The sequence below is a fragment of the Bacteroides sp. AF25-38AC genome (assembly GCF_003602995.1).
GTDB lineage: Bacteria > Bacteroidota > Bacteroidia > Bacteroidales > Bacteroidaceae > Bacteroides > Bacteroides uniformis.
Genome location: NZ_QTMD01000010.1, coordinates 32,135 through 46,318, shown reverse-complemented (window position 1 = coordinate 46,318; position 14,184 = coordinate 32,135). Strand labels below are relative to the sequence as shown.

The 14,184-nt window shown below is 40.5% G+C and carries 15 protein-coding genes; 9 read left to right on the top strand and 6 right to left on the bottom strand.

What is annotated here, in order from left to right; genetic code table 11:
* Window positions 1-114 precede the first annotated feature (114 nt).
* From DWY55_RS08740 to DWY55_RS08725, 4 genes are read right to left on the bottom strand one after another with little or no spacing between them, the layout of a single operon-like run.
* Window positions 115-1,857: a fimbrillin family protein gene (locus DWY55_RS08740; protein ID WP_008663455.1), complete on the bottom strand. Its 1,743-nt coding sequence runs from the start codon at window positions 1,855-1,857 to the stop codon at window positions 115-117.
* Between the two features lie 59 nt (window positions 1,858-1,916).
* The gene (locus DWY55_RS08735; protein ID WP_008663454.1) at window positions 1,917-2,990 is read right to left on the bottom strand and encodes a fimbrillin family protein; all 1,074 of its coding nucleotides are present in this window, start codon (window positions 2,988-2,990) and stop codon (window positions 1,917-1,919) included.
* An 11-nt stretch (window positions 2,991-3,001) separates the two neighbouring features.
* Complete coding sequence (locus DWY55_RS08730; protein ID WP_005836931.1) at window positions 3,002-4,141, bottom strand: fimbrillin family protein; 1,140 nt, start codon at window positions 4,139-4,141, stop codon at window positions 3,002-3,004.
* A gap of 37 nt (window positions 4,142-4,178) precedes the next feature.
* Complete coding sequence (locus DWY55_RS08725; RefSeq protein WP_227224231.1) at window positions 4,179-5,225, bottom strand: DUF5119 domain-containing protein; 1,047 nt, start codon at window positions 5,223-5,225, stop codon at window positions 4,179-4,181.
* A 1,098-nt stretch (window positions 5,226-6,323) separates the two neighbouring features.
* On the opposite strand from DWY55_RS08725, the gene DWY55_RS08715 reads away from it, so the two are divergent.
* The 3 genes from DWY55_RS08715 to DWY55_RS08705 all read left to right on the top strand — a co-directional run bounded on the left by DWY55_RS08715 (window position 6,324) and on the right by DWY55_RS08705 (window position 7,331).
* Entirely contained in the window at window positions 6,324-6,626 is a 303-nt protein-coding gene (locus tag DWY55_RS08715) for a hypothetical protein (protein ID WP_005836695.1), read from the top strand.
* Between the two features lie 100 nt (window positions 6,627-6,726).
* Window positions 6,727-7,056 carry a molybdenum ABC transporter ATP-binding protein gene (locus tag DWY55_RS08710; RefSeq protein WP_117795509.1) on the top strand — a complete coding sequence of 110 codons (330 nt, stop codon included), beginning with the start codon at window positions 6,727-6,729 and terminating at the stop codon, window positions 7,054-7,056.
* A 14-nt stretch (window positions 7,057-7,070) separates the two neighbouring features.
* On the top strand, window positions 7,071-7,331 hold the full coding sequence (locus DWY55_RS08705) for a hypothetical protein (protein ID WP_004308737.1): 261 nt from the start codon (window positions 7,071-7,073) through the stop codon (window positions 7,329-7,331).
* On the opposite strand, the gene DWY55_RS08700 is transcribed toward DWY55_RS08705, so the two are convergent.
* Window positions 7,309-7,542 (bottom strand): hypothetical protein, encoded by a 234-nt coding sequence (locus DWY55_RS08700; protein WP_225982693.1) that lies wholly within the window; start codon window positions 7,540-7,542, stop codon window positions 7,309-7,311. The two genes, DWY55_RS08705 and DWY55_RS08700, sit on opposite strands and share 23 nt — an antisense overlap.
* A 473-nt stretch (window positions 7,543-8,015) precedes the next feature.
* On the opposite strand from DWY55_RS08700, the gene DWY55_RS08690 reads away from it, so the two are divergent.
* The 6 genes from DWY55_RS08690 (at window position 8,016) to DWY55_RS08650 (ending at window position 13,006) form a co-directional block, all read left to right on the top strand.
* A complete protein-coding gene (locus tag DWY55_RS08690; RefSeq protein WP_005836697.1) occupies window positions 8,016-8,396 on the top strand; it encodes a single-stranded DNA-binding protein in 381 nt (126 codons plus the stop codon).
* A gap of 488 nt (window positions 8,397-8,884) precedes the next feature.
* On the top strand, window positions 8,885-9,418 hold the full coding sequence (locus tag DWY55_RS08685; RefSeq protein WP_005836698.1) for a hypothetical protein: 534 nt from the start codon (window positions 8,885-8,887) through the stop codon (window positions 9,416-9,418).
* A 458-nt stretch (window positions 9,419-9,876) separates the two neighbouring features.
* Window positions 9,877-10,191, top strand: a complete 315-nt coding sequence (locus tag DWY55_RS08675) for a hypothetical protein (protein WP_005836700.1) — start codon at window positions 9,877-9,879, stop codon at window positions 10,189-10,191.
* 420 nt (window positions 10,192-10,611) lie between these two features.
* The gene (locus DWY55_RS08665; protein WP_008669094.1) at window positions 10,612-11,112 is read left to right on the top strand and encodes a DUF4313 domain-containing protein; all 501 of its coding nucleotides are present in this window, start codon (window positions 10,612-10,614) and stop codon (window positions 11,110-11,112) included.
* 488 nt (window positions 11,113-11,600) lie between these two features.
* On the top strand, window positions 11,601-11,855 hold the full coding sequence (locus tag DWY55_RS08660) for an LPD11 domain-containing protein (RefSeq protein ID WP_007761505.1): 255 nt from the start codon (window positions 11,601-11,603) through the stop codon (window positions 11,853-11,855).
* 470 nt (window positions 11,856-12,325) lie between these two features.
* Window positions 12,326-13,006, top strand: coding sequence for a hypothetical protein (locus DWY55_RS08650; RefSeq protein ID WP_005836710.1), 681 nt, complete (start codon window positions 12,326-12,328; stop codon window positions 13,004-13,006).
* A 367-nt stretch (window positions 13,007-13,373) separates the two neighbouring features.
* On the opposite strand, the gene DWY55_RS08640 is transcribed toward DWY55_RS08650, so the two are convergent.
* Window positions 13,374-14,018 (bottom strand): recombinase family protein, encoded by a 645-nt coding sequence (locus tag DWY55_RS08640; RefSeq protein ID WP_029257182.1) that lies wholly within the window; start codon window positions 14,016-14,018, stop codon window positions 13,374-13,376.
* Between the last annotated feature and the right edge of the window lie 166 nt (window positions 14,019-14,184).

The following is a 14,184-nucleotide window of genomic DNA, read 5'->3' as shown; positions in this document are numbered from 1 at the left end:
ATACTCCACTATTTCGAGAACACAAACGAAATTACATAAAATATCAATGCGCTATCCGGACTTTTTCATAATGAATTCAAACTTAGATTAGGACTATTTTTAATCAAGGAATGATTAAAATGCAAAAAACGGCCGGACATGCCATGCAGAAGTCTTATTATATCCTTGTAAGCAAACCCTTTCCCACTTATATAAGGGATCATCAATATGCCAGAGAAGCATCCAGCTTCTATCTTTATCATATTGAGAACTGCAACTGAAACCAAGTCTGTAGTTCACGTTAAACTGCGGTAACGATTTACCAACTTTGGATAACTGTCCTTCTAATTTATCTAACGTTTCCTGTCCCCACTTTTCATCTTGTAAACCATTACCGGTATTGTGCTGGAAGTTTTCCGGAGATCTTCCACAAATATTCACCAATACATCAAACCATTGCCCTATGCTTGGCAGAAACCACGGACTACGTTCGATCCCATCCGGCACCTTATTGCTGTTATTGTAAGTTTTCACCAGATAAAAAGCACGACAGTCGCTTACAAAAGATGCATCACCCTCATGATTTGCCAGCATTTGTAAAGTTTCAGAGTACCCGTTCATGTTATTCTTAATTCTGCTAAAATCATGCTTTGACTTCACATCAGCTATTGATATTGTATCAATATCCGCTTCGATTAAATCCATCGGTCCCCAATTCCCTTCTTTCAAACTATCCAACATCATCACATAGGCATGATTCCATCCTTTTTTATTACACCTCTCGTCTGTCATCCTTTCCGGATCGCAAGTAATTACCATTCCGATAGCATTTTCATAATCATAGATTTTCCCATCTTCTTCCAACTTCCCGTTTCCGGGATGTACTTCTATTCTTTTATCGATTTCGTTCTGAAAGACAAAATCCCCGGGATAAAGCTTTCTTTCTATACTTCCTTTACCGGGTACGGGACTAATAACCTTCAAGGTATAGCATTTTCCAGAAGTAAAACTGATGGAGCTGCCCGAATAATTTATCTTTACATTCGTATCATCTCTGCCATCGGTAGTCATATAGTTTCCGGTAACCCGTGCATTTGCTTGCGGCGGAACAATGGCACAATATTTCAAAGAATCTATCTGATATGGAGTAATACCGTTCAGACTCACATTAATAGCCGCCGAGTCTGTTCCTAAAACCCTCGATTCCCTATGGTAAACAAAGCCTGCTTTTTCTGGTGCAAAACAACCTACGTATACTTGCGGTTGCAATACAAGCAATGCAAACTGGTGTTGAAACAGCAAGTTCAGGATTATTCCGGAAGAATTGTCAATAGCAGGTACGCCGGTGGCAACCAACAAATCGCTGGCAATATGCTTTTCTGTTGTGGACTGGTCCTTCGCAGGTTGCAGTTTTTCATTCCCGGTCAGTGAAGCAATGGCTCCGTCCATACCTTTTGAGAGATCTATTGTGATATTCTTCCTATATGGATAGTAAGCGACATAACTCACTCCATCATACCAATAAAGTGTACCATTTCCCACCGGATTCCAACTGCCGCTTGACATATTGTAAACCAATTTGGCATTATCAATATTATCCATTATAGCACCGTCCTTTATGGCAAAAACACCAATCGAATCACCATCGACAAACTCCATTTTAAAATGTTCGTCCCTTACAGAGGTACGTGTAGAGGACTTTCCTGCATTGGAGAGCTCTTCAAAATCAGCGACTATAGCCCGAACTGTAAAGGGTACTCCCTCACAGCACTCCTTCATACCTCCATTGTTTGCTTCGTATTCGTCAGTGCATGCACTACACACTAAAAGGATGCCCCCAAATACTATTCCAGTGAAAAATTTCATATATCTTTTCATATTATCTTACTTTAAACAGATTGGCATCTTTTTGCGAAGTCCAGAATTACCCCGTCAGGTCAATCAGTTTCTTGTTTTGCTTCCGTTCCAATAACGGTCTCGGTTTCAGTATTCTCTTCCCATGATACGGGGCCGTTCTCCGGCATCACAGTAATTGCCTTTCTTGCTATACCTATAGTATAGCTGACAGCCCTTCCCAAAGCCCAATTGTCAGTCAGAGGTAAAAACAGGTTTTCCATACTGACAGTTTGAACAACAAGAGCATTATTACTATCTTTGGCCGTATATTGATAAGAAATATTGAACTTACTTCCTGCCCCGGCAGGAAGCAGAAAGAAGGTTGCAAGCAGTTTCTTTTCTTCTATAATTGTATCCGGTACCGGAAAACTTATTATACCGGTGGTAAAGTTTTCCTTTTCATCAGCCGATGGATATGTCCACTTCCAGCCTATGTCACTATCTGCTGTAGGATTATAATAGGTAAGCAATCCACTCTTCATTCCCGTAATCGAGAAGGAAGTTACTGACTTTCCCTCCGTATTATCATTACTTTTTATATAGACATTGACCTTGGTCAGTGTATGGTGCAGTTTGAAAGTTACATTACCATTGCTTTGATTCATTACCGGAGTTGCGGCAAGAAAATCTATCTGATTATTTACAGCTATCGGAACGGTATACCCCAACACCGGAAATCCGCTTGCCGTTCCTTCATTCTGAAAAGAGAGGTAACCATTTTCCACTTCATTCACGTAAGGGGCATAAGCAAAGAAACTGATTTTATCCGTGGTGGAATTGTCCGGCCAGAACTTGACCGGACTATAAGACCATGTTCCCTCATCCAGTTGTTTTTCCACAAGCTGGTTATACATAAAATTCGGTATGGCAGTATTCTCGTTGAATTTTCCATGTGTAAAATATGCAAACACTCCCACATTCTTAAGTTCACCGGCAGTGGCAAATTTCCCGGTTCCCCTCGTCATTGTAATAACTCCAGAAAAGCCGATAGGAAGATTCTCCTGCGGAAGTCCGTTCTTACTTTCTTCCCCACTGCATGCTCCCAACAACAAAAGTAATGCAAGGAGGATGCTACACAACCGCTTCATCCCTATATCTTCTGCTTTTCCTTTCATACTCCTTCTACCTAAATGTTACTTTCCCCATTACTGGTCCATCCCGTCATATTGTCATCAACAGCAATACTGATAGCATTCATCTTGATGGTCAACACGTAAGTATGCTGTGTCCCTTTTTTAAAAGTTCCTTGCGGCAATTTGACTTCTTTATCCGTCACAGTACTTGTCAGATTACTACTATCATTCACCTTTGTCACAACATCATAACTAATCTTTAGGCTCAAATCCCCTTCCTTGGCTGTACCGTTTTGGTTATTCACAGGAATGAAATAAAGAGCTTCCTTTTCTGAGAACAAAGCTGTTGCATCGGTATTACTACTCACGTCGACAGCACTCTTCTTATACCCCCATTGGTCAATGCCTGTTCTATTCACAAACTCACTAAGGTCTTGCTCAGCCGAAAAATAGGATGCGGAAGGTGAGATGGCATTCCAAGCATCAGTACCGAAATCATAAACCGCTTTGTTGTAAAGTATTCCACTTCCCGGAGACAGTTTTAATCCTGTTACAAAGATTCTTGTTTCAGCGCCCAGATTCACGTCCGGCTTCACCTTGACATTGGCTATTTGGGTAAGCACATGGCTGAATTTAAACTGGACTGTTCCTTTGTTACCGACATTGCTCTCAGAAGTCAAGTCTTTTATGGCAGTACGGCAATCCGTTACTAAATCCACCATATCTTTCCAATTATTTGAAGTTTTTACTTCAAAGGTGATTTTAGGAGCCTCTTTATCACTTTGTGCCGATAAAATTATTTTTTGGTCTGTTCCCTCTCCCGGATTGGATTCATAAGGTGCATAAGCGAAGAAAGTTATTTTATCATCATTCGTCGGCCAAAAACGCAGAGAAGCATACCCCCAACTACCGGAAGTCCATGTAGCATGTTCATTATACATAAAATCGGGTGTTGTACTCGCTTTCTCACTATCCCATCCTTCCTTGCTTGTTTTATAGGCAAAAATACCGAAACCGGCATCCGCTTCTTTCAGCGTGGACGTAGTGGTTTCCGTTCCTCTGGTCTGTACTCCCGTATATACATCCAAACCGATTGTCCGGTCTGCATCCGGATTTATCTCCGTAACTTCATTTTGCGAGCAACCGGCTATCGTCAGCGCTGCCATTGCCATCAATAAACTTTTCGTTCCCATCTTCTATTCATTTTTTCAATTAATATTAATTATGTCCTCAAATATCTATATCACTGTTCACTTCATCCTCCCAGTCATCCACGTTGGCGTCAAAACCCGAACTTCCTTCAACTTTCACATTCGGTACTTTTTTTTCGCACGTCATGTCGATGAAAATGCTCATTCTTCCATCTCCTTCTTCCAACTGGCTTATTTTCAGATCATCAAAACTTTCTTCAAATGTGGTTTTCCCGTCCACCAATTCTGCTCTCAAATGCAGGTTATGTGAAATCTCCGTATCAAAACCAAACACGCTGATAGAGGCGCTTAGTGTTCCGTCCGTCGCCGATCCGGAATTATAAACGGGATTACCGAGACAAAACTCCTGCGCCACAGTCTTTTCTGAAATCTGTCCCGAAGCGAGAAACACAGATTCTGCAATACCATCCAATTTACAAGTGGCATTACGTATATTGTTCATTCCTTTAATACGGATTTTAACTGTTATCTTTTGAGTCAGTTTTTGGGGAAGGAAACAGAGCTGGCAACCATTTTTACTACCGTCAATCTTTTTGCTCCCCCAGTTAGTCATGCCCGATGAATAGTTTCCCGACATGCCCGGAGTCACTTCAAAACTTTCCATACAATCGGCTGCAAGTTCGTCGGGACTATCCATAATGATTATCTCCGTGGAAGGGACATTCTTTGTCACCACATTTGTGGCATGTGCCTCCAACGTCCGGTAGGCATCTTCTCCCCTAAAGCCCAGGTTACCAAAATCGTCAAATGAACGGTTAAAGAGAACAACGTCATAACGTCCTTCTTTCAGATACACAGTCTTATACGTTCGGTCGCCCATCAGTACCATAATGGGACTACTGCCGTCTGTAGGATAGAATACAGTGGTGGCACCATAATCCTGTTCCTTCTCATTCAATCCCGACCGACTCCAATCGGCACTGATCATGATTTCAGTTTCAAGGGAGTAAACCTGCTCACGGTGACTACAAGCGACCAACATGAAGAAGGTGAAGTTGTAAAACACCCACAATAGCAGCATGTTTCCCGATGCAAAAAGCAAGTGTTTTATTTTTATAAGTATCATTATAATTTGCTTTGTCAAGCCGTTACTTACCAAGTAACGGATAGTCTTCTCTATCCGCAATAAAAAAGCTGTTTTGGGAGTCATATAATGATGTAAAGAAATATATTCCGTTTTTGAGGCATCAGAAATGGAGGAGCACTTTGTGTGTTTTTCAGAATACACACCGGAACAATATGTATTTTTTCGTGTGTTGTGTCGGTAAACAAATAAAATGATAAGATTTTTATAGAAAACTAAACTATTATTTGGATTTATGAGGAAGAATTCCAATCTTTGTGAATCAAACTATCCGTTACTTGGCAATATTCTTAACTCTCTTAAAAACACACACTTAAATATGTCATAATCAATATATTATAAAGAGGGTGATTTTAATGGAGAAACAAATAAGGAACAAAAATAGGAATTAAAGTGATTTCTCGTTTTTCTATTTGCACTCTGTTTCTTTCTTTTCGTTTGTTTGCTTTCAGAGTGCATTCCGAGCAATTTTATCTGCTCTCATCATTCGAAGAATTTGCTCCTAACTTTAATAATAAATTATTTGCAGCTCATAAAGAGAATACAAATTATTTATCTCTTGAAGTTGTATTGCTTGTAGCAAAGATAATCTTTTTTGTACAGGCAGCCAAAAATGCCTGCCTATATTTAGTTTAATTTAGTTTAGCATATATAAGGCTAACAAACTAAACCAAACTGGATTTTCATGTTACTTTTGTGATTTTCCCATTCTACCCATACAGCCAAAAGAGAAGATAAGCTCTTGCCTCTTTTCTCTTTTCGCTGCGATACTCTTTTACTTCATAGACACCTTTTACACACATCCGTACCGAGTAAACTCCCACATGCTCGCATATCAACTTTCGATCTGCCTGATGGGAATTGTGTCGCAAAGGTATTTGCCATGTCTTTATGTATGCAAGGTTGTAACCTGAAGGTTCACTATAAAATCTCCACGCTCCGCTTCGCAGAGGTAGTATTTTGTAGTGAAACCCTGCATACATAGCCATGCCACCTGTTGAAGCGACATAATTTCAATCAAGCCCGAAAGTAAGTGAAATGCTACAGGAGGGAAAGTAACAAACTTAAAACTTAGTATTTATGGCAAATTATGCAACCAACATTTTCCATGCAAGAACGGAAAATAAAACAGACCTCGACAAAATAGAGGATTTCTTGGATGACACTTTCAGCGAATTTACCAATCGATATGGTGATAGTGTAGATGCAGAATTTTCCTCTCGTTGGGTGTATCCAGAAGAAGAAATCAAAAAATTGGTAGAATCGTTGGAGGACAAAGATAAAGTCTATATCAAGATTCTAACCTATGAATTTGAAGACGAGTACGTGAGCTTTAGAATATTCTCTCAGGGAGAATGGAAGGTCAAATTAGTAACTGAATGAGTAGAAGGAAGATAAAGTAAAATTATGGTCTATCCTACAGCAAAGAGAGATTATTAAATACTGTGACGAAGTAATTTTTACAATTTTACAACATAGAACCATGACACAGATAGCAATGAAATTCGTCCAATGGGATGTGCCCGAATTGGAAAAACTGAAAGATAGCAAGGTTTACAAATTACGGGAACGTCTTGATAATGGCGACAAGTTGAGTCGGGAAGAAAAAAACTGGCTCACCCACAATGTGAAAGAGTGCTGCCATTTCAAAAGAGGTATCGCTTTAATGGGCTACCGTTTTGACTTCTCCGATGTTCTCAAACGGTATTTCGTGAAACAACACGGACATATTGCCGAATATTATGCCATTGACAAAACCGCACTACGTTCTGTCCTATATGGTCGAATTGAAGATATAATCGAAGTACAATAAAAATCAAAAGAAGCATGAAAGTAACAATTGAACACAGCTTTTGCCCCTATTGTGACGAGGTAACTGAACTTTATTTCCGAATCATTAACACGATTCTTTTTTCTGGCAATGAGGCGGAATTGCGTGAAAGCATGAGACAGTTGGAGAAAAAAACTCCACTTGATGAGTATTTCACATACGGTTACGGTGCACGACACCTTTGGGTTTGCCAGCGACGTCCCAGCGACAAAACCAAAATATTCGAGCATCGTATTATGATGGTTGAATTTCAATGACACCTTGGACTGGCTGGAATGGAATCACCCATTTCAGCCTTACTTCCATTTTCCTTTTATAACTTTTTCTTTTGGCTGCGCCACTTCCTTTTGTAGAAACCAGCCATTCACGCAAAGCGAATTGGAAACCACTTTGTGAAAAGTCTGGTTCTCCCTGCCGTTTTTCCTTCCAGTTCCATTTTTTTTCGATGCAGATATCACTATCCTCCAAGGATGGGCTACCTACGCTTCTGTCCACTCTTGGCTGACACATTCCTTATGTAGTGACCTTTTTTCTGATTGGACGGTATTCTGTTTGTTACAGTCTCAATTCAAGCCAGGCATGTCTCGCTTTGGCTTTGCTATTCTTCACTGACTTTCGGACGGATGTCTCGCCTTTGTGCCGACATTTGGATTTGCTCTTTTTCCTTATCATTACCGGTTTCCTTGTTTCCCATTTTCCATAATCGCTTTTTATCGAAGCAATCATCATTTTTCCTCTGCAAAGATAGTATGCCGACGGGAACGACATGGTTGTCTTAACCAATGGCGTAGCCGCCTCAATCTTCCTTTATCGAGCCTTCGATTTTGCCTGTGGCTAAAAATAAAGCGTATTGACGCGCTATCCTTGGTGCATCCCTTAAACGGTATCTACTTTTTAGGCAGTGTAAAAATTGATTTAATAACTTCTAAAAGCAATTCAACATGAAAAAGATTGAAAACAATTTCACAGTAACCGGATTCTTAGGTAAAGACGCTGAAATCCGAGAGTTCACCAACAGCAGTGTCGCACGTTTCCCATTGGCCGTAAGCCGTCAGGAAAGGAATGCCGAGGAAACCAACCGCATTTCAGCCTTTATGAATATTGAGACTTGGCGTAAAAACGAGAATACTGGGTCATTCGACCAACTGACCAAAGGTACGATGCTCACCATTGAAGGCTACTTTAGGCCTGAAGAGTGGACCGACAAGGTCGGTGTGAAGCACAATCGTGTTGTTATGGTGGCTGTCAAGTTTTATCCTCCTATCGAAAAGGAGGATGTTCCTGAAAAGCCGGTAAAGCCCGTGAAAAAAGGCAAGAAATAATTCTTGTCTTGTCATGAACAAAGCGACCTTCTGGTCGCTTTTGTTTTGCTCATGACCGGATTAATACGCATCATACTTTTATAAGTGGCTGTTGCGATGCCAAGCTCCAAATGAAATCTTCACCCGGTAATACTGTTATACTTAGCTCCGCTTGATGAACAGGCAGATTACGATTTTCAATAGAAAAAAGAAGACTCTCTCAATTCCATACCTCTGAGCAGCTTTCCAGTCCCTCTTATAACCATATATTCTTCCCAAAAGTGAGGTTACGTCCGCCGTCCATTAATTTTACAGTGCGAAGTTAAGTCGGACGTGAACCTGCAAGGCGCGTTTCATTTGCAGTCAATGCCGTTCAAATGAAATCCTTCGGATTCCGCTTCCTCCTTGCATTGTTCCCTTCTTCCGCCTTGTGGTTTGCACGTAAAATCAAATCCCACCGGACGAGGTAAAAGCCTCTGAAGGGAAGGGAAAATAAAAAATTAGAATGTATGAAACAAATAATTTGGTCAAGTGATGCTCTATTGGATGAAACAGCAAGAGAGTATTATCAAAATTTCAAGCGAGAAGAACTGGACGATGATGCCTACAAAGTCAGCGATGAAGAGTGGTCGGACGAAGTGTATAATGAATTGGGGGATGAGCGGCAGAACCTAAACAAGGATGTCAATGGAGTCATTATTGCATTTGGAGATTTAGGATTGTGGAACGGACGCAAACAAGGCTATCAAATTTTGGGTGACAACATTGCCGGGATATTACAATCTACACAGTATGATGCAGAGTGGTACGGTGACGGCTACGATATACGAGGCCGTATGTCGCACCATGATGGCACGAATTATGTTTTGTACCGTGTCGCTGAAAATCGTGACGACGCAGAACAGATTGCCGCAAAAATCTACAACTATGAAATTGACGAGAATGGTTTTCGCCAAGTTACACGTTCCCTCCACCCCTATGTGGCAGCAGTGTATGGCTGGAAAACTCTACAGGACAACCTCGTTCAGGTAAAAAGCCTGTAACCTGTACTTAAACAAATGCCGTAACGCTTTCTCAAGAGGCTGTTACGGCACTTGTGTTTTATGCCGTATATTTCTGCAAAAATGTGGTGGGAAACCAGTCCTTTTTACACATTTATGAATGTCCCCGCCCAACTGTTGTAGGTGGCCGCTTGTGCCAGTTTCCTTTTTTAGACTCCGGCCCTCCTTTATAGCCCCATCCCAGCTACCCCCTATATTTCTGTCCCGCAAGCCTGGTTATTTCCCTGCAAAATTCGATTGCCGGCTGTCCGTCCTGTCAAGGACCGCTGACACTTGCTGATGTAAAATCTTCCTCTCCGAAATATCGAAGAGTGTATTTTCCGCATCCTCCTTGCCTGTTCTGGCCGCCAATCCCGTGTGCAGAAAAATAATCAACTTTTCGGTACAGGAAGTATCGAAGGGAAATAAATAAAATATTAATCTTTAAAATTTGAGGCATTATGACATTCAGAGAATTTATGTTAGAGAACGGTTATGAATTGCAAACAACCTTTTGGAATGATTTTTCCATTGCTGACCGATTTGGTCTTTCGGCGGTACAGGACACTTTCAACCGTGCTTTTAAGGAGTGGAAAGAGAACTACAAGTATCTCACGGAACTGGTTTTAGTGCTTAACCATAAGATATGGCAGTATTATGAAACAAGGCCGGAAATTGCGACATTGTATAATACCCTTTGGGCACAAGCCAGTCAATATGCAATGGAGTATCTGAAAGATGACGAGCTAAGCTATTATTATGATGTAACGGATTGAATGCTTCAGCTCCTCCCACAGGAACAAAAGAAAGCCGACTTTTGTCGGCTGTTCTTTGTGTGGTCATTCCCTTTTTTATCACTCCGTTTTACCCTTGTATAAAACGAAATTATTTCGTTTCAGGCTGCTACCAGTCAGGACTTGTTTTTTCCTGTGCAAAGGTATTGCCACGGAAAAATATTCAAGTACCGCTACGCTATTTGAACACAATTTTTCAGTAGCTTTCCCGATTATCAATCGCTCAAATGTCGCATACGCTCCATACCGCAACTGTAAAAATTCTGTCCAAATTCCTTGCCTGCTTTTCCTTAAAGGCAATCTTGAATGCACGTAAAAATCAAATCCCGACTGGAGGAGCCTAAAGGCTTCCGAAAAAAGGGAAAAAAAGAATATGATGTTTAATAGCTAAATTTTAAAAGTATGGAAATTCAATTTGTGATTGTTCGTTCAGAAAATACAGAGTATTTGTGTCACAATGTAAATGGAACGTATATGGATGTCAGCGACCCATCAACAGAATTTGTTTCTGGAGAGGATGAATTTTGCTTGGTAGAGCCGGACAGCTCCCTAATGCGGAAAGAATACGAGTTTCGTGGAGAACGCTTTTATCTCATGCCTCAATTTTATGGCAATGGCTGGTTAGCACTTACTTTGCAAAGTGTGGAAGATGAAGCAGAGTATATCGTGCTATCCGTCAATTTGGAGAGCATGGATGCACTCGATTTGCCAGACCGTACATTTATTGATGTGAACCATTATCCGGATGCAATGGAGTTTCTGGAGACAAATAATTTAGCGACTTATTCCGGTTACAAGCGTAGAAGCGGATTTGTGGAATATCCAATGGCGGTATTGAATCTTCCTTTGCTTTATCAGCACGCCCCGCAGATTTTCCAAGAGGCGAATATCGAATGTTTTTAAATGGTTTTCTGAAAGTATGGTACTGATGACTACCAAAGAGATACCGTACTGGTTAAATCCTATCGGTATGGTATCTTCTTTTGCCCGAAGACAGGCGGCAGCCACCTTTTTTACAGATTGCCCCGTGCCCACTTTTTTAATTTCCTTGTTTCCCTTTTATAGCAGCGTAACTGCCTGCTCTCTTTTACAGCCCTTATGTAATGAATGTTGATATTTCTTGTCGTTATCCAGACTTTCGCCCGGTCTTGTTTTCGTGTGCAAAATTACGGCGAACGAACGCTATCCAAGTATCGCTACGCTATCCGAAATGAAATTTGACGTAATCTTCCTAAATCATAGATTTCGGTATTCATAAAATTTCATTCCCGATTCCTTGCACTGCGTTCCTGCTTCGTCGTTTGGGACGCACATGAAAAACAACCCTTCAGGCAAAGTCGAAAAACTTGAAAAGAGGGAAAATAAAAAACTTAATTAAAACGAAAACGAGTATGACAATAGAAGAAGTATTACAGCATGATTTAAAATTCAGGTATATGTTATTGGGTCGTTTGCAAGCCGACTGTGAATATTATCTTGGCTTTGGAAACAAAAGTCCTCGTCGTTTGTGGGCTGGTTCTGAAAAGACACAAATTGAGTATATGACGAAAATTCACGACAGCTTCCGGGGAAACGAAAAACCCGAATGGCTGACAAAGGAGCAAATCAAAGAATACAGCAAGGCTATGGAAGTAACACAAGAATAATTCAAAAAAATACCGTAACGACCTTTAACGGAGGTGTTACGGTATTACATTATTACAAACAAGGGTCGGGGTTTGAGAACATACCCTCTTATAATTGAGAGGGCAATAATAGTCCTTCTTTTATAATTATATCATTCTATTCCTTTTTTATATTTCTGCAAAAAGAATAGCATTCCTCTTTTATATTAATTATTTTTCATTTTATCTCCCATCTATTCTTCATCCTATCACCGGTTTGGTTTTATCAGATGCAAAGGTCGGCTGTCGCGCTTGATTCGGCTACTTGAAATGTATTTCTTGCAAAATTCTTCCTTCCTGCGCAAGAGTAATTTGGCAAGAAAAGTTGCCGTATGAAGCTGTATCAACAGCCGTTTGCCGCATCCATAAATCCCAAAACGGTTCAATCAGTAAAGAACCGACAATAGGGAAAATAAAAGTTAATACTAACCAATTTTTAAACAATTAAAATCATGCCCAATTATGTAACAAACCGTTTAGAAATAAACGCAGACAGAGAAACAGTACAAAATGTGATGGATTTCTTAAAAGGAGAAACTGATGAAGACAGTACGCCTTGCTATATTGATTTCAACAACATTATCCCTATGCCAAAGGACCTACTGATAGAGGCGTCCACTTCTGGGGAATTTGGTATGAAATATCTCAAAGCAATGCAACGCAAGCCATTCAATTCTCCGGACGATTTGAAAGTCATTCAATGGATGGAAGGATTGACGGAAGAAGGCAGAAAAGAAGCGTTACAGCTTGGAGTATTGTATCTGGAAAATCAAAGAAAGTACGGTTATACCACTTGGTACGAGTGGTCTATCGCCAACTGGGGTACAAAATGGAATGCCCTTAATCAGAATTTTGAAGAACCGAACGTGCTTTGGTTTGATACGGCTTGGGCAGGTGTGCCGCTGCTTATCCAAACACTCTCCGAGAAATTTCCGGACATCGAGTTTCTGTATGCCTATGCGGATGAAGACCTTGGTTCCAACGTGGGTAAAGGGATTATCCGAAATGGAGAAACCGACATGACATTCCCCGATAACGGAAGTAACGAAGCCTTTGAAATTGTCTTTTTCGTAAAACCGGGATTAGAGGAATACTTGGAACTGACAGACGAGGGATATAGGTGGAAAGCCTAAACATCTCCGGACAGACAATATCCGACATGTATTCAGGGTATATCTCAACCGATATATCCTGGATTCCTGTTGCCGGAAGCTCCGTTTATATTTATTCCATTCCACTCCCTTTTTACAATTTCACGCCTCTTGAACCAGTCTTTTTGACCGTATGTACCCATCCCTTGGCTGGCCTACTTATCATCTTTGAAACTGCTTTTACTGAAACCGCCAAACACGCCCTTCAGGAGCTTGCCGACAACCCAGAATACCAGCAATACAATTATAATATCTCCCATAAGTCTTACTTTTATAGTTTTAACAATAATAAAAATACAAAATAATAACCGAAAAACAAATATACGATCTTGATTATGTGAAAATTCTATCAGGAATCACCTTCATTTGTTCCGTCCTCTTCCGGTTTCTGTTTGACACGCGGACCGCTGGTTTGGCCACGATCAAGTTTTACGCCATATTTATTGAGTATGCGCCAAATAGAACTTTTGCTGCTAAAACCGCTTGCAGCCCAAATATCATCGAAAGAATGACCGTTGATATACATATCCACGATTGTCTTATCTCGTTCAGCTTTAGGTAATACCTTCGGCACAGCCGGGGCTTTGATATTCTGGCGTAACTTCTCGACATGAGCGGAATATTTTCGTAGTGCGGCAATTTCTTCCGGAAATGCCCCTATTATCCACAACACATCGGCTGCTGTCGTACCGGGGAATAATTCACCGCGAGTATCAACTCTGTCATGAATGGATATGACACGTACAATTTTGATACGGCATAGTTCGATGAACGCGGCCAGTTCTCTTAAGCCGCGTGCGGCATTGCTGAATTTGGATATGACTATTTCATCGCCCCTTTGAAGATTCGCCATAAGCTGTTTCCACATAGGTCTCAATGTTTCATGTTCAACTGTTTCCTCTACGATTTGTACACAACCGTATCGCTGCATCCATTCTCTCTCAGCATCAAAACTGTCATTATTTTCCTTGAATATATAGCCAACTTTTGCCATTTTAATATACACTGTTTTGATAACAAGTGCAAATATAGCACTTTCATTTGAATCTAAAATCATATCGTGGAAAAAATCTCGCTGAATCCTTTTTTTAGCTCTTTTTCTTGCACTTATTTTCATTGACAATCATATTGTTAATATGATACCAAAAATTATACTAAAT

What these genes read in the sequence shown, in the direction of transcription:
- DWY55_RS08705 (WP_004308737.1), top strand. Translation starts at nt 7,071, where the DNA reads ATGAAAGTAACAATTGAACACAGCTTTTGCCCCTATTGTGACGAGGTA.
- DWY55_RS08725 (WP_227224231.1), bottom strand. Translation starts at nt 5,225, where the DNA reads ATGATACTTATAAAAATAAAACACTTGCTTTTTGCATCGGGAAACATG.
- DWY55_RS08690 (WP_005836697.1), top strand. Translation starts at nt 8,016, where the DNA reads ATGAAAAAGATTGAAAACAATTTCACAGTAACCGGATTCTTAGGTAAA.
- DWY55_RS08715 (WP_005836695.1), top strand. Translation starts at nt 6,324, where the DNA reads ATGGCAAATTATGCAACCAACATTTTCCATGCAAGAACGGAAAATAAA.
- DWY55_RS08740 (WP_008663455.1), bottom strand. Translation starts at nt 1,857, where the DNA reads ATGAAAAGATATATGAAATTTTTCACTGGAATAGTATTTGGGGGCATC.
- DWY55_RS08640 (WP_029257182.1), bottom strand. Translation starts at nt 14,018, where the DNA reads ATGGCAAAAGTTGGCTATATATTCAAGGAAAATAATGACAGTTTTGAT.
- DWY55_RS08650 (WP_005836710.1), top strand. Translation starts at nt 12,326, where the DNA reads ATGCCCAATTATGTAACAAACCGTTTAGAAATAAACGCAGACAGAGAA.
- DWY55_RS08660 (WP_007761505.1), top strand. Translation starts at nt 11,601, where the DNA reads ATGACAATAGAAGAAGTATTACAGCATGATTTAAAATTCAGGTATATG.
- DWY55_RS08730 (WP_005836931.1), bottom strand. Translation starts at nt 4,141, where the DNA reads ATGGGAACGAAAAGTTTATTGATGGCAATGGCAGCGCTGACGATAGCC.
- DWY55_RS08675 (WP_005836700.1), top strand. Translation starts at nt 9,877, where the DNA reads ATGACATTCAGAGAATTTATGTTAGAGAACGGTTATGAATTGCAAACA.
- DWY55_RS08665 (WP_008669094.1), top strand. Translation starts at nt 10,612, where the DNA reads ATGGAAATTCAATTTGTGATTGTTCGTTCAGAAAATACAGAGTATTTG.
- DWY55_RS08685 (WP_005836698.1), top strand. Translation starts at nt 8,885, where the DNA reads ATGAAACAAATAATTTGGTCAAGTGATGCTCTATTGGATGAAACAGCA.
- DWY55_RS08710 (WP_117795509.1), top strand. Translation starts at nt 6,727, where the DNA reads ATGACACAGATAGCAATGAAATTCGTCCAATGGGATGTGCCCGAATTG.
- DWY55_RS08735 (WP_008663454.1), bottom strand. Translation starts at nt 2,990, where the DNA reads ATGAAAGGAAAAGCAGAAGATATAGGGATGAAGCGGTTGTGTAGCATC.